We start from the raw sequence: 17,789 nt of genomic DNA on the forward strand, positions 1-17,789 counted from the left end.
TGTCTAGGACGGTTTTCCGGCCCCGGGACCGAACCGCTGAATGACTTTTCTTTCCAGGCGCAGGGCGCAATGGCCGAGGGCTGCCTTGAGTTCCTTCTCCACCATCCGTGTGGAAATGCCGAAGCGCTGGGAAATTTCCAGGTGCGGCGCCTCTTCCAGGCGCGCGGCAATGAAGATCTTGCGGCGCCGCGCCGGGAGTTCGTAGAGGGCCTTGAGCAGGGTCTGGATTTCCTTCTGGCCACCCACCACCCGCGAGGGGTCCTGGGCTTCGTCGGCGATCTGCAACAGCTCCTCGACCTCATCGCCGGTGAGCAGGCGGGCATCGGACTGGCGCCGGTCGGCGGCAATGTTCAGCGCCATGCGGTACAGGTAGGCATTGGGTTGCGCCAGGTTCGGCGGCTCTTCCATGCGGTCGACCCGCAGGTAGGTTTCGTGCAGGACGTCGTTGGCCAGGTCCTCGGACCCCAGGCGCCTGCGCAAGCGCACCCGAAAATCCTCGTAGGACGTCAGGAACAGCCTGACCATCGCACTGTGTCCGGTATTTTTCATACCCCGGAAGCTCCTTCCCATTCCTTGCAGTCCATGCGTTTCCCTGTCGTGTCCGGTATCAAGAGTAAGGTCAGCGGCTGGCGCAACGAGCTCGGTGCCTGGCGCTCGACCCGGGTCTGGGCCAGGCGCTGCACCAGCGCCTCATCCCGTTGCAGGTCGCCGGTGGAACTCACCAGGCGGCTGTGTTGCACCGCTCCGTCGCCGCCGATCCACAGTTGCAGCAAGGCGCGAAAGCTCCCCGGCCGAGTCAGCGCCGAGCCGCACAGGCTGCGTTCCACCGCCCGTTGCAGGGCGCTGGCGTAGCTGCTGTTGAGCCGCGCCGCACGACTGCCCGCCGCGCCGGGCTGCACGGCCGGCTGTGTGGCCTGCGGCACCTGCAGGGTGAAAGCATCGCTGCGGGCGTAGCGGGCCATCAGGCCACTGCCGGCCAACAACCGGCTCAGGCCTTCCCGGGCGCTGTAGTGACCGTTGATCCCCACCGAGCGCCGGCCCCGGGTCAGCTCCCGGTCCACCAGCACCGCCATCCCGGTGGCGCGGCTGAACAGCTCCAGGGCATCCGCCAGGTTCTGCGCCGGTATCTCCAGTGCCAGCAGGGCCTGTGAATCCACCCGCGGCGGCCCGCCGGGAGGGCCCTGGGCCCAGCCCGCCGGCATCCACAGCAGCAGCCCGAGCGCCACCACACAGGTCGCCAAGCCCCCGTGCAATGAAGTCCATCGCCCGACCTGCGCTCTGCGTCGCTGCACTGCGGTCCAATCCCTGAAAAGCGTCATCCTGAGGCCAGTTTATGAATCTGGTGTTACGGCCACGGCAAAAAAACCATCACTTTTTCAGGCCGGGCTTTGCACTACACTCGGCCGGCATCGAAGCCCGATTCCCCGGGCCAGCCAGGAGGCCAGGATGAAACGATTAAGCCGATACAGCGCAGCCCTGTGGCTGCTCAGCGCCCTGCCCTGGACGCTGCATGCCGAAGAAGCCAGCGAGGGCTGCGTGGAAGTCAGCGTCGGCGGCTACAAGGCCCCCGACTACAACTGCCTGAGCAAACAGATGGGCAACAACCCGGACGCAGTGAAGGCGGCCCAGGCCAACCAGCAGGCCCTGGAGGACCCGGTGAACAAGCGCCCACCGAATCAGGTCGGGCTCTCGACGCCGGCGGCCACCGGCGTGCGCATGGGCAACACCTTCGGCACCTCGGTCAAGCCGCAACGGCCCTGAACGGCGCCGCGGTCGGCCGATTGCCGGGCCGCTACCCGCCACCGGGCCCGTCCCAGGGCCCGCCTGGACAGCGGCGAAGGCAGCGGGCGACGGTCGCCCCGTGGCCAATCGCGCACTGCGCCGCGCCCCCTTGATCAGCCCCTGCCCGTATACCGGGCGTTAACCCCGGGCGCGCTAGATTGCCGAGCCTTGAACCCCGGTGCCGGCAACGGCCCCGAACACGGCGCGTGGATGGCGTTCGCCTGCCGGCCACCCTATCATTGGTGTTTTTTTGCGTGTTGGACGCATGGAAGACTATAAAAAGCTGATCCTGCAGCGCCCCTGCCAAAGCATTTTCCTGATTGCCCTCGCGCTGTTCATGGCGCTGCAGTACAAACCGGCAGTCCTCAACTACACCACGCGCTTCGTCGACTTTGCCGACTACATGCTGCAGCACGGCATGACGCTGTTCCCCATTGCCGACGATCTGCAGCCCTACCCCGACTACACCATTGCCAACACGGTGCTGGTCTATCTGGCGTCGCTGCCCTTCGGCCAGCTGTCCGTGCTGTCGATGGGCCTGCCCTTCTGCATCGCTGCGTCGCTGATGCTGGTGTTCATCTACAAGCTGGGGGCCCTGCATGAGCGCAAATGGGGCCTGTGCGGCGTGCTCTTTGCGCTGTTCACCTGGGCCTTCGTGGATAGCGTCAACTCCCTGGCCCTGGACATCTACCCCGCCCTGATCACCGCGGGCTGCTTCTACCTGGCCTACTCCGCCGACCTCAAGCAGCAACGCGGACGCCTGGCGCTGGTGTTCCTCGGCCTGATCCTGGGCTTTGCCCTGCGCGGCCCGATCGGCATGATCGGCCCGGCACTGGTGGTCGGCAGCTATTACCTGCTGAGCCGGCAGTGGCGAACCCTGGTCGGGTTCTCGCTGGTGAGCGGCCTGCTGTTCGCCGCCGGGGTCGCGCTACTGGCCTGGGCCGCCCACGTGCAGGGCGGCGATGCCTTCATGCAGCAAGTGCTGGAGATGCAGGGCCTGGGCCGGATCGCCAGCGATCACTCGCCGCGCTACTACTTCTACTTCAGCGCCGGGCTGATCACCTACAGCTTCACGGCGTTCTACGCCCTCTGCGTGATGGCCAGGAGCGGCCGCCAGTGGCTCGGCGCCCCGTCGCTGTCGGCGCCGCGCCTGCTGCTGCACCTGGGCGCCTGGTTCGTGGTGCTGATTGTGTTCTTCACCATCCCCAACTCGAAGAAGGCGCGTTACGTGCTGTCCATCACCCCGGCCATTTCCCTGCTGGCGGCCTACATCTTCATCGACCCCAACGGCCTGTTCAGCGCCACCCGCAGACGCCTGCTGCGCCTGTGCCTGAACCTGCCGACCATCGGCGCGTTCCTGGCGCTGCTGGTGCTGGGCTACAACAGCTTTGCCGCCCGGCCCCTGCAGCCCGACTTCGCCGGGGTGTTTTCAAGCTTTGCCCTGCTCAGCGGCGTACGCTACTGGATCGGCCGGCAGTACACCGGGCACCGGCATTACGAGGTCATCGTCCTGGCATTCGGCGTGGCGGCCTTTCTCTTGCTGGATGGGTTCTTCTTCAACGCCATCACCTATCATCTGGAACTGGCCAAAGAACCCACTCCCAAATTCCTGCCTTACTGGTTCTGGTAAGGCGGGCGTCCACACCTGGCCCGCAGCGCCCGGCCGGAAGCAGGCAACGGCGCTCACCGGCAGCGTGCAAGATTTGGTAACACTCCCGGGCACCCCCGGCGATGAAACCGAACTGGCACAGTGCTGTCACATCGCAATCGGTAACGGCGGAGGTCGCCCTGCGGCGGCTTGCGGCCCACGCAGCACTGGCCCGACGACCTCACCGCCACAGGTTACCGGCCTGGGCCTGCCCCCCCATGCGGCAGGCCATACTCCATCAAGGCTGAAAGAGCGAACCATGAAGCAAAACATCCTCCTCGTATCCGTCTGTGCCGCCCTGCTCCAGGCCTGCACCCCGGCTTCCACCACCCCTGAAGGATCTTCTTCCATGCCCGCCAGCACTGCCTCCGTCAGCGCCCAGCCTGCGCTGTCCGCCTACTACTGGCAGCTGGTTGCGGCCCGCGATGCGGCGGGCAAGCCCGTCGCCGCCCTGGACAAGGGCATCGAGCGCCAGCTGCGCCTGACCTTCGCCGGGCAGAACCTGAGCATCAGCGGCGGCTGCAACCGCCAGTTCGGCGGCTTCCAGCATGAAAATGGCGTGCTCAAGGTACAGCCACTGGCCGCCACCCTGATGGCCTGCGAGCCGAAACTGATGGCCCTGGACGCACAAATCGCCAACCTGCTCAAGGGCGACCTGCGCACCACCTTCGGCGGCGACCAGTCGACCCCGACCCTGCAACTGGCCACCCAGGACGGCACCCTGCTCACGTTCGAAGGCCAGCCCACCCCGGAAACCCGCTACGGCAGCCAGGGCCAGACCCGCTTCCTGGAAGTGGCGGCCAAGACCGTCAAGTGCAGCCACCCGCTGATCCCCGACTTCCAGTGCCTGCAAGTGCGTGAGCGCCGCTACGACGACGCCGGCCTGCAGCTGCCGACCCAGGACACCTGGCACCCGCTGTACCAGTCCATCGAGGGCTACGAGCACCAGGACGGCGTGCGCAATGTGCTGCGGGTCAAGCAGTACGAGTGGAAGAATGCACCCGCCGATGCCCCGTCCAGCGTCTATGTGCTGGACATGGTGGTCGAGCAGGACGCCTCGGCGGCCCACTGAGCCGAGCCACCCGCCAGCCGGCACAAACCGACAGGCAATAAAAAAGCCCCGTATCGCAAGATACGGGGCTTTTTTGGTTCTGGGCGGGGTCAGGCCGTTACAGCACCGACTGACCGCTCATGGCCAGGTCCAGCAACTCGCGGTTGGCCACCGCATACATGGCGTAGTCGGTGCCGCTGGCGGCACGGATTTCCACCATCATGGCGCGCCAGCGATCGGCCATGCTCGCGTTCTGCTCCAGCCACAGGGCCACGCGGGCCTCCATGTCATCCGGCGCATCGGCCATCTGCAGGACCTTGATGGTGATCGCCCGCTGCTGCCAGTCCACGTCATCGCGGAAGGCTTCGCGCGCCGCCGCCTGCCAGTTGTTGGCCACCGGCAGATCGCTGATCTGCTGCAGGTACCACGGCAGGTCGAGGGCACTGCCCACGGCGAAGTAGGCCTTGGCCACTTCCGCCGCATCGTGGCCGGTCACATCAGCGGCCTCGATGATCGGCAGCAGGGTGTACAGGTGGGTAGTGCCTGCAACCATGCGCGCCAGCAACTCCGGCACACCGGCTTCGACATAGGCGGTGTAACGGGCTTGCCAGCCCTCGCGGGTCGGGCCTTCGAGCAGCTCGTCGAGCTTCAGGCCCAGGGCCGCCAGGTGCGGACCGAAGTGCGCAACGTCGCGCGCCGCATCCTGCTCGTTGCGCCGACTGCGCAGGAACCAGCGGGTGGCACGACGGCCCAGGCGCATCAGCTCGTCCATCAACGCCAGTTGCACTTCAGCCGAAACCTGGTGGTCCAGGGCTTCGATCTGACGGAACCAGTGCGGAAGGTGGAAGATGTCCCGCACGATCACATAGGCACCGGCGACGTTCGCCGGGCTCATGCCGGTGGACTCCTTCAGGCGCTGCACGAAGGTGATGCCCATGTGGTTGACCAGGTCGTTGGCGATCTGGGTGCTGACGATCTCGCGCTTGAGACGATGGCGACGCATGGCCTCGGAGAACTTGGCCACCAGGCTTGGCGGGAACGCGGTCTCCATATCACGGGTCAGGTAGTCGTCATCCGGCACCAGGGACTTGAGCAGGGCTTCCTTGAGGTCGATCTTGCTGTAGGAAATCAGCACCGACAGTTCCGGACGGGTCAGGCCCTTGCCGGTGGCGGCGCGCTCGGTGAGCTGCTCCTCGGTCGGCAGGTACTCGATGGCGCGGTCCAGCTTGCCACGGCCTTCCAGGTCGCTCATCAGGCGCTTGTACTCGGCGGCACGCTCGTAGGCACAGCGCGCAGCCAGGGACAGGGCCTGGGTCTGCTTGTAGTTGTTGCCCAGCACCAGGCCGCCGACTTCGTCGGTCATGCTCGCCAGCAGCTGGTTGCGCTGCTTGTCGGTCATGTCACCGGCCTGCACCACTTCGTTGAGCAGGATCTTGATGTTCACTTCGTGGTCGGAACAGTCCACGCCACCGGCGTTGTCGATGAAGTCGGTGTTGGAACCGCCGCCATTGAGGCCGAACTCCACACGACCCAGCTGGGTCATGCCCAGGTTGCCGCCCTCGCCCACCACCTTGCAGCGCAGCTCGTTACCGTTGACGCGCAGGGCGTCGTTGGCCTTGTCGCCGACATCGGCGTGGCTCTCGGTGCTGGCCTTGACGTAGGTGCCGATACCACCGTTCCACAGCAGGTCCACCGGCGCCTTGAGCAAGGCGTTGAGCAGCTCGGTGGGGGTCAGCTTGTCGGCCTGGATGTCGAAGCGCTCTTTCATCTGCGGCGAGATGGCGATGCTCTTGGCGCTACGCGAGAAGATACCGCCGCCTTCGGACATGATGCTGGTGTCGTAGTCGCTCCAGGCCGAACGCGGCAGCGCGAACATGCGCTGGCGCTCGACGAAGCTGGTGGCCGGATCCGGGTTCGGGTCGATGAAGATGTGCAGGTGGTTGAATGCCGCCACCAGTTGCAGCTTGTCGGACATCAGCAAGCCGTTGCCGAACACGTCGCCGGCCATGTCGCCGACGCCGACCACGGTGATGCTGTCTTCCTGCACGTTGATGCCGCGCTCGCGGAAGTGGCGCTGCACGCCAACCCACGCGCCCTTGGCGGTGATGCCCATCTTCTTGTGGTCGTAACCGGCCGAACCACCGGAGGCGAATGCATCACCCAGCCAGAAGCCGTAGTCGATGGCAATGCCGTTGGCGATGTCGGAGAAGGTCGCAGTGCCCTTGTCCGCCGCGACCACCAGGTAGGGGTCATCGTCGTCATGGCGCACGACGTTGGCCGGCGGCACCAGGGCGCCGTCCTTCAGGTTGTCGGTGATGTCCAGCAGGCCGGAGATGAAGATGCGGTAGCAGGCGATGCCCTCGGCCGCGATCTCGTCCCGGCTGCCGCCCAGTGGCAGGCGACGCGGCAGGAAGCCGCCCTTGGCGCCCACCGGCACGATCACCGAGTTCTTCACTTGCTGGGCTTTGACCAGGCCCAGGACTTCGGTGCGGAAGTCTTCTTCACGGTCGGACCAGCGTAGGCCGCCACGGGCAACGTTGCCGAAGCGCAGGTGCACGCCTTCGACACGCGGCGAGTAGACGAAGATTTCGAACTTGGGCACCGGCTTGGGCAGCTCGGGGATCAGGTGCGGGTTGAACTTGAAGCTGAAGTAGGACTTGTTCTGGCCGTTGGCGTCGGTCTGGTAGAAGTTGGTGCGCAGGGTGGCCTTGATCAGGTCCAGGTAGCGCCGCAGGATGCGGTCTTCGTTGAGCACCTGTACGTCGTCCAGGGCGGTGAGGATCGCCTGCTCCAGACGCTGCTGCTTGTCTTCCAGGTCGTCGCTGGTGAGCTTGCGCGCCAGGTAGAAGCGGGTCTTGAACAACCGGGTCAACTCGCGGGCGATGTCGGTGTGGTTGTTCAGGGTGCTGGCGATGTAGCCCAGGTCGAAGCCCAGGCGGATCTGCTTCAGGTAGCGGGCGTAGGCACGCAGCAGCGCCACGTCGCGCCATGGCAGGCCGGCGGTCAGCACCAGGCGGTTGAAGGCATCGTTCTCGGCATCGCCGCGCACGATATGGACGAAGGCGTCCTGCAGCGTGTCGTTGAGCTGCTGGATATCCAGGTCCAGGCCTTCGGCGGCGGTGAAGGCGAAGTCGTGGATCCAGAACTCACGGCCATTGTTGTGACGCAGGCGGTACGGGAATTCGCCCAGCACGCGCAGGCCGAGGTTTTCCAGGATCGGCAGCACGTCGGACAGCGCCAGCGGGGTGTCGGCGTGGTACAGCTTGCAGTGCAGCTCGCGCTGGCCGGAGACCTGGCCCAGGGGCTGGTAGAAGCTCATTACCAGCGGGTTGGCTTCGGTGAGGCTCAGCAGGTGCTGCATGTCCACCACCGCCGAATGGGCAGCGAAGCGCTCGCGGTAGCCGGCCGGGAAGCCTTTGGGGAAGTCCGCCAGCACATTGGTGCCGTGGGCTTCGCCGAAGCTTTCCACCACCAGGCTGGCGTAGTCGTCCTGCCAGCTGCGGCAGGCCTGCACCACTTCTTTTTCCAGCAGCAGCGGATCGATGTCGATGCGCTGTTTGGGGTCCACCCGCAGGATCAACTGCACGCGGGCCAGTACCGACTCGGAGAAGAAGGTCCAGAACTCGCAGTCGGTGGCTTGCAGGCGATCCATCAGCACTTGCTGGATCTTCTGCCGCACTTCGGTGGAATAGATGTCGCGCGGCACGTAGGCCAGGCAGTAGCAGAAGCGGCCGTAGGGGTCTTTGCGCAGGAACACGCGGATCTTGTTGCGTTCCTGGATCTGCACGATGGACATCACGGTGCTGAACAGCTCGTCCACCGGGGTCTGGAACAGATCATCGCGGGGCAGCACTTCCAGGACCTGGGCCAGTTCCTTGCCCAGGTGCGCCTTGGCCTGGAAGCCCGAGCGCTGCTCGATGGCTTCGACCTTGCGGCGGATGTAAGGAATCACCCGCACGCTTTCGCCGTACACCGAAGAGGTGTACAGGCCCATGAAGCGGCATTCCTTGATGACCTTGCCGTCGGCATCGATCTGACGGATCGAGACGAAATCCGGGTAGGCCGGACGGTGCACGCGGCTCGGGTGCGCGGCCTTGGCGAAGGACAGCGGCGTCGGTTCGCGCAGGTAGTTGACGGCGTAGTCTTCGATGCGCAGGTCATCGCTGGTCAGGCCGGCGCGCAGTAGCTTGGCCAGGCCGAGGAAGGAGTTCGGGTCATATTCGATATGCCCGCCGTCCTGGTCGGCGCCGACCACGAATTCTTCATAACCGAGGAAGGTGAAGTGGTTGCCCACCAGCCATTCGAGGAAGCTCTTGATCTCGGTCTTTTCTTCGGCGGCGATCGGGAACTGGCTGTTGTCGATGCTCTGGATCAGTTCCTGGACCTTGGCCTTCATCGGCTCGAAGTCGGCCACGGCGACCCGCACTTCGCCCAGTACCTGCTCCAGCTCCTTGCCCAGCACGCTGAGTTCGGCGGCATTGGCGCAACGGTCGATCTCCAGGTACATCAGCGACTCTTGCTGGATGCCTTCGCCCTGGGTGCCCTTGGGCAGGATTTCCAGCAGCTCGCCCTTGCTGCCACGACGTACGCTGAGCACGGTGGTCTGCAGGGTGTGGATGCTGTAGCCGCGACGGTTGAGCTCGGTGCGTACCGAGTCCACCAAAAACGGCAGGTCGTGGTGCAGGACTTCCACAGCAGTGTGGGTCGACTGCCAGCCATGGCGTTCGTAATCGGGGTTGTAGACGCGGACCTGCGGTTGCCCGTGGTCGAAGCGCTCAAGCAGGCGCCAGGCAGAAAGGGTGCAGCCCGCCAGGTCGGACATGCGACGCTGGGTGAGTTCGTCCAGGGAAATGATGCCGAAGAATTGTTCAGCGAACAGCGCCACTTGTGGCAGTGCCTGTTCACTGATGTGCTGCGCCAGTGCCGCTTGCAGTTGGTGCTGGAAGTCGGCTTTGCTGGCTGCGGTGAAGAACGCCATCTGTGGTACTCCGCTTGGGCTTGTTATTGATGGAAGCGTCGCGTGCAAACCCCTCGCGGGGCGGTGCTGCATCCTGCTCCTGGTCTCGGGCAGAGGTAGCAGGATGACAGGTGGGTGAAGCTGGACGAGACGCACAGGTCACATTCACCTTCCGGGGATGGGCATCTGCAAAAACGACTGACGCTAGCCGGGAAACCGAGCGCAATGCCTTTACAGGTGACCATCACAAATCAGACGCAACCTATTGCACTAAGAACAAATTGTCCGCTGCGCAGCTTAACGAGTGCGATGTGACAACTGCTTGCGATGCTGCGACATATTCGGTCAACGGCACGCAGCAGAACGCTCGCGCTTTGAGCAACACTAGCAGCCGCGGTGGAAAAACCGGTTTTTTTCCCCGGATTCACGGTACTTGCGTACCAAAAGTGACTGCCGCAGCGATTGTGTTCACGACCTGTTCTCTGACAGACAAGCCAGCAGAAATTCCATCGGGCTGGCAGAATTGTTTCCTTTCTGCCCGCCCGGCCACTCTCTCAGGAATGCCCCCATGCACATGACCACCGCCCACCTGATCGCCAACCCCTGCGACGACGAAGAAGACAACATGGCCATGCTCTGCTGCCACAGCACCCAGGGCGAGATGTTCCTGATGAGCCGCTACCCGGACGAAGACGAACTGGAGATCACCCTCGACGGCGAGCCCTCGACCCTCGATGGCGTCAAGGTGACCCTGAGCCCCACCACCCTGCTGATCGAAATCGCCGCGGCCGACGCCGACGCCCTGAACGGCGCCGACCACCTGGAGATCCGCCACAGCACCGCTGCCTCGGACCTGGCCGAAGTGGAGGAAACCCTGCAGAACATCCTCAAGGGCACCGGCACCTACATCAGCCAGCTGTCCTGACCCGCCGCCCTTCCCGGTAGGAGCTGGCTTGCCAGCGAAGGCGTCTTCGGCCCCGCCGCAAACCTTGCCGCCCCCTTCGCCGGCAAGCCGGCTCCTACCAGAACCCCAGCACCGCGCCCGAGCGTAGGAGCTGGCTTGCCAGCGAAGGCGTCTTCGGCTGCACCGCAAACCCTGCCGGCCTCTTCGCCGGCAAGCCGGCTCCTACCAGAACCCCAACACCGCGCCCGAGCGTAGGAGCTGGCTTGCCAGCGAAGGCGTCTTCGGCCCCGCCGCAAACCTTGCCGGCCTCTTCGCCGGCAAGCCGGCTCCTACCGGGGTGCACGTGGTGCTGAATAAAACACGGATTTTTTTCGACTAATTCGCCAAATCAGGTTTTCCCCGTTAGTCGCCGACCCCCGCTATGGATTAAAGTATCGCCCCCAGCCCCGACGTTCCCTCAACGCCCGGGGCGCACCCTCTCCAGGAACAGTCACCGATGGAACATCGTGAAGCGCTTTTGGCGCTGCGAACCTTTCTTTCAACGCAGATTCTCGGCCAGGAAAAACTCATCGAGCGCTTGCTCATCGCCCTGCTCGCCGACGGCCACATGCTGGTCGAGGGCGCTCCGGGGCTGGCCAAGACCAAGGCCATCAAGGAGTTGGCCGAAGGCATTGAAGCGCAATTCCATCGGATCCAGTTCACCCCCGACCTGCTGCCCGCCGACATCACCGGCACCGAGATCTATCGCCCGGAAACCGGCAGCTTCGTGTTCCAGCAAGGCCCGATCTTCCACAACCTGGTGCTGGCCGACGAAATCAACCGCGCTCCGGCCAAGGTCCAGTCGGCCCTGCTCGAAGCCATGGCCGAGCGCCAGGTCAGCGTCGGACGCAGCACCTATGAACTGTCGCCGCTGTTCCTGGTGATGGCGACCCAGAACCCCATCGAGCAGGAAGGCACCTACCCGCTGCCCGAAGCCCAGCTCGACCGCTTCCTGATGCACGTCAAGATCGGCTTCCCGGACGCCGCGGTGGAGCGGCGGATCCTCCAGCAGGCCCGTGGCGAAGCCCTGAACGGCGAAACCAAGCCCGAGCGCCGGGTCAGCCAGCAGGCGATCTTTGCCGCACGCAAGGAAATCCTCGGCCTGTACATGGCCGATGCGGTGGAGGAATACCTGGTGCAACTGGTGATGGCCACCCGCACCCCGGCCAAGTTCGACCCGGAGATGGCCGAGTGGATCGCCTACGGCGCCAGCCCCCGCGGTTCCATCGCCCTGGACCGCTGCGCCCGGGCCCACGCCTGGCTCGCCGGCCGCGACTTCGTCAGCCCCGAAGACATCCAGGCCGTGCTGTTCGACGTACTGCGCCACCGCATCATCCTGTCCTTCGAGGCTGAAGCGGCCGGCATCGACCAGGACCGTGTGGTACAGCGCATCCTCGACGTCGTTGCCGTCGCCTGAAGCCCATGACCCAGCCCGTTGCCGAACCCGGCATTCGCATCACCCTCGGCGAGCTGATCGAGATGCGCCATCGCGTGCGCGAGGTGCAGCTGTTCTCCACCCCCAGCCAGCGCAGCCCGCTGATCGGCCTGCACCACTCCAAGCTGCGCGGGCGCGGCGTGGACTTCGACCAGGTGCGGGTCTACCAGGCCGGCGACGACGTGCGCACCATCGACTGGCGGGTTACCGCGCGCACCCAGGAACCGCACACCAAGCTGTTCCACGAAGAGCGCGAGCGGCCGATCTTCATCATGGTGGAACAGAGCCGCCAGCTGTTCTTCGGCTCGGGGCTGATGTTCAAGTCGGTGCTCGCCGCCCAGGCCGCGAGCCTGATCGGCTGGGCCGCCCTGGGCCATAACGACCGGGTCGGCGGGCTGGTCTACGGCGACGACGAGCACTACGAGATCAAGCCGCGGCGCAGCAAGCAGAGCCTGTTGCAGCTGCTCAACCGCCTGGTGCGGGTCAACCAGTCGCTGCACAGCGAAGCCCGGCCCCAGCGCGACGCCCTGGGCACCGCGCTGCTGCGCGGGCGCGAAGTCCTGCGCCCCGGCAGCCTGGTGATCGTGATCTGCGACGAACGCGCCCTGAGCGACGCCGCCGAGCAGCAACTGAGCCTGCTGTCGCGCCATTGCGACCTGCTGTTGATGCCCCTTTCCGACCCGCTGGACCACGCCCTGCCCGCCGCCGGCCTGCTGCGCTTTGCCGAACGCGGCGCCCAGCTGGAACTGGACACCCTGAACTACGACCTGCGCCAGGCCTACCGCGCCATGAGCGAAGCGCGCATCGCCCGCTGGGAACGCCTGGCGCAAAAGCTGCGGGTGCTGCTGATGCCCCTGAGCACCCAGAGCGAGATGGTCGAGCAGCTGCGCGAGTACCTCAACCCGCAGCGCCCCGGAGCCGGCCGATGAGCAGCCTGGAACAACTGCAACCGCTGCTGCCGCCGCCCGCCGTCAGCCTGTGGCCGCCGGCCCCGGGCTGGTGGCTGCTGGCGATCCTGCTGCCGCTGCTGGGCCTGGCCCTCTGGCACTGGCGCCACCTGTGGCCGCGCAAGGCCGTGCGCGCCCGCAGCGAGCAGCCCCTGGACCCGGTGCGCCTGGCCGCCCTGGCAGAACTGGCGCTGCTGCCCAAGCCCTATGACGGTGCCCCCGCCGGCGCCTGGCTGCAGGCCTTGAATGCCCTGCTCAAGCGCCTGTGCCGCAACCATTACCCCTACAGCCAGAGCCACACCCTGAACGGGCGCAAATGGCTGGCGTTCCTCGACAACCGTTGCCCGGCCGCCGGCCTGACCCGCTGGATGGTGCTGGTGGAAGGCGCCTACAAGCCCGAATGCAAGCTCGACGACAAAGCCATCGCCGGCCTGACCCAGGCGGTGGACACCTGGATTCGCAAGCATGTTTGAGTTCGCCTGGCCCTGGGTCTTCGTCCTGCTGCCGCTGCCCTGGCTGCTGCGCCTGGTGCTGCCGGTGGCCGACAGCGGCGAGCCGGCGCTGAAAGTCAGTTTTCTCAGTGACCTGGAAGGCCTGTCCAAGCGCCGGGCCCGCGCCCACCTCCCGGCCTGGCGCCAGCAGGTGCGTTTCATCCTGCTCTGGCTCCTGCTGCTGTTGGCCGCCGCGCGCCCGCAATGGCTGGGCGACCCCTTGCCGGTGGCCGCCAGCGGCCGCGACCTGCTGGTGGCGGTGGACGTTTCCGGCTCCATGGATTTCCCCGACATGCAATGGCAGGACGAGGACGTCAGCCGCCTGAACCTGGTCAAGCACCTGCTGGGGGACTTTCTCGAACACCGCGAAGGCGACCGGGTGGGCCTGATCCTGTTCGGCAGCAAGGCCTACCTGCAGGCGCCCCTGACCTTCGACCGGCACACGGTGCGGGTCTGGCTGGATGAAGCGAAGATCGGCATCGCCGGCAAGAACACCGCCATCGGCGATGCCATCGGCCTGGCCCTCAAGCGCCTGCGCCAGCGCCCGGCCCAGAGCCGGGTGCTGATCCTGGTCACCGACGGCGCCAACAACGGCGGCGAGATCGCCCCCATCACCGCCGCCCGGCTGGCCGCCGAGGAAGGGGTGAAGATCTACCCCATCGGCATCGGCGCCGACCCGGAACAGAGCGCCACCCTCGGCGTGCTGGGCATCAACCCGAGCCTGGACCTGGACGAACCGGCCCTCAAGGAGCTGGCGCAAGTCACTGGCGGGCGCTATTTCCGCGCCCGGGACGGCCAGGAGCTGCAAGCGATCAAGCAAACCCTCGACCAACTGGAACCGGTGGCCCAGCAACCGACCCAGGCACGCCAGGCCCAGGCCCTGTACCACTGGCCCCTGGCCACGGCGTTGCTGCTCAGCGTGCTGCTGGTGCTGCGCGAGCGCTGGCCGCAGAACCCGCTGCAACGCTTCTTCACCCAGTCGAACTTCCTGCTGCCTGCCCATGACTGGCGCCAGCGGCTCAAGCGCCTGCGCTTGCGGAGGCGTCGATGATCAGCCTCTGGCCCCATTGGTTCCGCCCCGGCTGGTTGCTGGTACTGCCCCTGCTGGCGCTGCTGCTGTGGAAGCTCTGGCACCGGCAGAAACGCGCCGGGCGCTGGCAGATGATCCTGCCCCCGGCCTTTCACGCCGCCCTGCTCAGCGGCGGCAATGGCCGCGAAAGCAAGCTGCCCTGGGTGGCCCTGGGCCTGGCCTGGCTGCTGGCGGTGCTGGCCCTGCTGGGCCCCAGCTGGCAGCGGGTGGAACAGACCAGCCAGAAACCCGCCGACCCGCTGGTGGTGCTGCTGGAGCTGACCCCGCAGATGCTCGCCAACGACGTGCCGCCCGATCGCCTGGAGCAGGCCCGGCACAAGCTGCTGGACCTGTTGCAACTGCGCAGCGACGCGCAGACCGCCATCGTGGTCTACGCCGGCAGCGCCCACACCCTGGTGCCGCTGTCCGATGACCTGGCCACCAGCCGCAACCTGCTGGACGCCCTCAAGCCGTCGATCATGCCCCAGGCCGGCCAGCGCGCCGACCTGGCCCTGCTCAAGGCCCTGAAGCTGCTGGACCAGGGGGCCCTGGGCCAGGGCCGGGTGCTACTGATGGCCTCCTCCCTCAACGAAGAGGAACGCCAGGGCATCCGCCAGGCGCTCAAGGGCGACGCCCCGCAGTTGCTGATGCTCGGCTTCGGCAGCCGCGACGGTGCCCCGGTGGCCCAGGAAGACGGCAGCTACCTCAAGGACGACCAGGGCGCGATCCTGGTATCGCGCCTGGACAGCCCGGACCTCAAGCACTTCATCGGCGACGTGGGCGGGCGCTACCGCCAGGCGCGCCTGGACGACAGCGACCTGCGCGGCCTGGGCCTGCTGGGCGGCCCGCAAGGCCTGCGCAGCGACGGCCAGACCCTGCGCCTGGATACCTGGGCCGACCAGGGCTACTGGCTGCTGCTGCCGCTGTTGCTGCTGGCCGCCTGCGCCGGGCGCCGGGGCTGGCTGTTCTGCCTGCCCCTGCTGCTGTTCGCCGTGCCGCAACCGAGCTACGCCTTCGACTTCAATGACCTGTGGCTGCGCCCCGACCAGCAGGGCCAGCGGCTTCTGCAACAGCAGCGCCCGGCGGAGGCCGCGCGGCATTTCCAGGACCCGCAATGGCAAGGCGTGGCCTTGTACGAAGCCGGCAACTACACTGCCGCCGCCGAGCGTTTCGCCGAGGGCAACGACGCCCGCGCCCACTACAATCGCGGTAACGCTCTGGCCCGCAGCGGCGAGCTGGAAGCCGCCATCGACGCCTACGAGCAGGCCCTGGAACGCCAGCCGGACCTGCAACCGGCGTTGCAGAACAAGGCCCTGGTGGAGAGCCTGCTGCAACAGCAACAGGCCCAGGCGCAAACACCGCCACCGGCGAAGAAGCCGGACACCCCCGAAGGCGACGACACCCGCCCGGGCCCCAGCGGCGCGGCCACCCAGCCACCACCGGGCAGCGATGGCCCGCAGGACCCGGCGCAGACGCCGGCCAACGAAGGCGACACGCCGCCGCCGGATCCACAGGCCGCCGGCCACAGCGAAGTGCCCGGCAGCGAGCTGGACGACCAGCACACCACCACCCCGCTGCGCCCGGTGGAGGACAGCCTGGACGCTGAACACCAGCAGGCGCTGGAACAATGGCTGCGCAAGATCCCCGACGACCCGGGTGAATTGCTCAGGCGCAAATTCTGGTACGAACAGCAACAACATCAGGATCAGGGAAAAACTCGATGACCCGCTGCACCGCCCTACTGCTTGCCCTCGCGTTCTGCACTGGCCAGTCCCAGGCTGCCGGCCTGCTCGCCAGCCTGGACCGCAGCCAGGTCAATTCCGGGGAAACCGTCGAGCTGACCCTGGAGTCCACCGATGTCACCCAGTTCGGCAAGCCGGACCTGGCGCCCCTGGAGGCACAATTCGAGGTGCGCGGCACACGCCAGGTCAACCAGCTCAACGGCCTGGGGGACAACCACGCCAGTACCCGCTGGATCGTCACCCTGCTGCCGCGCCACACCGGCACCCTGGAAATCGCCCCGCTGCAACTGGGCAGCCTGCAGAGCCAGCCCCTGAGCCTGCAGGTCAACACCAGCCCGGCCCAGGACCAGAACGCCCGCCTGGAACCGGTGTTCATCGAAGCCGAGCTCGACCAGCCCAGCGTCTATGTCCAGGCCCAGGCCCTGCTGACCCTGCACATCTACCACTCGGTGCCGCTGTTCGACGACAGCAGCCTGAGCCCGCTGCTGCTGAGCGACACCCGGGTGGAACAGCTGGGCGAGCCGCGCACCTACGAAAAGCTCATCAATGGCGTGCGCCACGGGGTGATCGAGATGCGCTACGCGCTCTATCCCCAGCGCAGCGGGCCGTTGCAGATTCCCGCGCTGACCTTCAGCGCCACCCTGGCCAACCCGGACCCGGGCCAGGAAACCAGCTCGCAGACGCCCCGGGCCGGCAAGCTGATCCACGTCAGCTCCAGTGACATCAGCCTGCAGGTCAAGGCCAAGCCCGCCACCTACCCGGCCGACGCGCCCTGGCTGCCGGCCCGCAGCCTGAGCCTGAGCGAAAGCTGGAACCCGGAGCCCGAGCACCCTCAGGTCGGAGACTCCCTGACCCGCAGCCTGACCCTGCGCGCCGAAGGCCTGTCCAGCGCCCAGCTGCCGCCGCTGCCCCTGGCCGACGTCAATGGCCTGCGCAGCTACCCGGACCAGCCGCAGTTGAGCAACCAGCACGTTGAACAGGGCCTTCTGGGCATTCGCGAAGACCGCCAGGCGCTGGTGCCCACCCGCCCCGGCAACGTCGAACTGCCCGCCATTGAAGTGACCTGGTGGAACACCGTCGAAGACCGCCTGGAAAGCACCAGCCTGCCGTCGCGGGCCCTGCAGGTGGCGAACAACCCGAGCCTGGTGGTGGACACCCCGGCAGGCAACGCCCCGGCCGGGCCCGACAGCGGCAACCTGTGGCTGTGGCAACTGAGCACCCTGCTGCTGGCTTGCACCACCCTGCTGGGCTTCGGCCTGTGGTGGCGCGCCCGCTGGCAGCCGGCGGTGCTGCGCGCCACCCAGACCGGCCCCAGCCCGCGCTCGCTGCTGGACGACCTCAAGCGTGCCTGCCAGGCCAACGACCCCCAGGCTACCCGCCAGGCCCTGGACGCCTGGGCCCGGCAACAGCCCGAAACCCTGGCCGAAATGGCCGCGCGCTTCGTGCCGCTGTCCGACGCCCTGGACGGCCTCAACGGCGCGCTCTACAGCGAGACCGGCCAGTACTGGCAGGGCGAGGAATTGTGGCGAGCGATACGCGCCATCCCGATCGACGAACGGGTCCAGGACCCGGTGGCGGACACCACCAGCCTGCCGCCGCTGTACCCCAAGTAGCCGGCGCTTCGCGCAGCCCCCCGTAGGAGCCGGCTTGCCGGCGACCTCCCGCGCAGGAGCCGGCTTGCCGGCGAAAAGCCCCGTAAGCCATGCCGCGCCTGGGCGGGCCTG

Annotated in this window: 13 protein-coding genes; 10 read left to right on the forward strand and 3 right to left on the reverse strand. The window is 66.6% G+C overall.

What is annotated here, in order from left to right; all coding sequences use genetic code 11:
* Window positions 1-3: 3 nt before the first annotated feature.
* Window positions 4-549 (reverse strand): RNA polymerase sigma factor, encoded by a 546-nt coding sequence (locus AC1RCO_RS07070; RefSeq protein WP_011061039.1) that lies wholly within the window; start codon window positions 547-549, stop codon window positions 4-6.
* Complete coding sequence (locus AC1RCO_RS07075) at window positions 546-1,202, reverse strand: STN domain-containing protein (RefSeq protein ID WP_050783811.1); 657 nt, start codon at window positions 1,200-1,202, stop codon at window positions 546-548. The genes AC1RCO_RS07070 and AC1RCO_RS07075 overlap by 4 nt, the downstream gene beginning before the upstream one ends.
* A 244-nt stretch (window positions 1,203-1,446) precedes the next feature.
* Here AC1RCO_RS07075 and AC1RCO_RS07080 point away from each other — a divergent pair, with 244 nt between their 5' ends.
* From AC1RCO_RS07080 to AC1RCO_RS07090, 3 genes are all read left to right on the forward strand, one after another.
* Window positions 1,447-1,761 (forward strand): hypothetical protein, encoded by a 315-nt coding sequence (locus tag AC1RCO_RS07080; RefSeq protein ID WP_011061037.1) that lies wholly within the window; start codon window positions 1,447-1,449, stop codon window positions 1,759-1,761.
* Between the two features lie 286 nt (window positions 1,762-2,047).
* The gene (locus tag AC1RCO_RS07085; RefSeq protein ID WP_026020192.1) at window positions 2,048-3,412 is read left to right on the forward strand and encodes an ArnT family glycosyltransferase; all 1,365 of its coding nucleotides are present in this window, start codon (window positions 2,048-2,050) and stop codon (window positions 3,410-3,412) included.
* A 367-nt stretch (window positions 3,413-3,779) separates the two neighbouring features.
* Window positions 3,780-4,502 (forward strand): META and DUF4377 domain-containing protein, encoded by a 723-nt coding sequence (locus AC1RCO_RS07090; RefSeq protein WP_015635425.1) that lies wholly within the window; start codon window positions 3,780-3,782, stop codon window positions 4,500-4,502.
* A 97-nt stretch (window positions 4,503-4,599) separates the two neighbouring features.
* On the opposite strand, the gene AC1RCO_RS07095 is transcribed toward AC1RCO_RS07090, so the two are convergent.
* A complete protein-coding gene (locus tag AC1RCO_RS07095; RefSeq protein ID WP_492617575.1) occupies window positions 4,600-9,459 on the reverse strand; it encodes an NAD-glutamate dehydrogenase in 4,860 nt (1,619 codons plus the stop codon).
* 547 nt (window positions 9,460-10,006) lie between these two features.
* Between AC1RCO_RS07095 and AC1RCO_RS07100 the strand changes: the two genes are divergently transcribed.
* From AC1RCO_RS07100 to AC1RCO_RS07130, 7 genes are all read left to right on the forward strand, one after another.
* Complete coding sequence (locus AC1RCO_RS07100) at window positions 10,007-10,363, forward strand: hypothetical protein (protein WP_019094865.1); 357 nt, start codon at window positions 10,007-10,009, stop codon at window positions 10,361-10,363.
* A gap of 475 nt (window positions 10,364-10,838) precedes the next feature.
* A complete protein-coding gene (locus AC1RCO_RS07105; RefSeq protein ID WP_003218556.1) occupies window positions 10,839-11,798 on the forward strand; it encodes an AAA family ATPase in 960 nt (319 codons plus the stop codon).
* 5 nt (window positions 11,799-11,803) lie between these two features.
* Window positions 11,804-12,745: a DUF58 domain-containing protein gene (locus AC1RCO_RS07110; protein WP_011061032.1), complete on the forward strand. Its 942-nt coding sequence runs from the start codon at window positions 11,804-11,806 to the stop codon at window positions 12,743-12,745.
* Window positions 12,742-13,236, forward strand: a complete 495-nt coding sequence (locus tag AC1RCO_RS07115; RefSeq protein ID WP_011061031.1) for a DUF4381 domain-containing protein — start codon at window positions 12,742-12,744, stop codon at window positions 13,234-13,236. Before AC1RCO_RS07110 ends, AC1RCO_RS07115 begins: the two co-directional genes overlap by 4 nt.
* The gene (locus AC1RCO_RS07120; protein WP_492617576.1) at window positions 13,229-14,305 is read left to right on the forward strand and encodes a vWA domain-containing protein; all 1,077 of its coding nucleotides are present in this window, start codon (window positions 13,229-13,231) and stop codon (window positions 14,303-14,305) included. The genes AC1RCO_RS07115 and AC1RCO_RS07120 overlap by 8 nt, the downstream gene beginning before the upstream one ends.
* Window positions 14,302-16,047, forward strand: coding sequence for a tetratricopeptide repeat protein (locus AC1RCO_RS07125; protein ID WP_019093496.1), 1,746 nt, complete (start codon window positions 14,302-14,304; stop codon window positions 16,045-16,047). The genes AC1RCO_RS07120 and AC1RCO_RS07125 overlap by 4 nt, the downstream gene beginning before the upstream one ends.
* Window positions 16,044-17,678 (forward strand): BatD family protein, encoded by a 1,635-nt coding sequence (locus AC1RCO_RS07130; RefSeq protein WP_258611868.1) that lies wholly within the window; start codon window positions 16,044-16,046, stop codon window positions 17,676-17,678. The genes AC1RCO_RS07125 and AC1RCO_RS07130 overlap by 4 nt, the downstream gene beginning before the upstream one ends.
* Window positions 17,679-17,789 lie beyond the last annotated feature (111 nt).

It is taken from the genome of Pseudomonas sp. GW823-FHT03E05 (genome assembly GCF_058796855.1).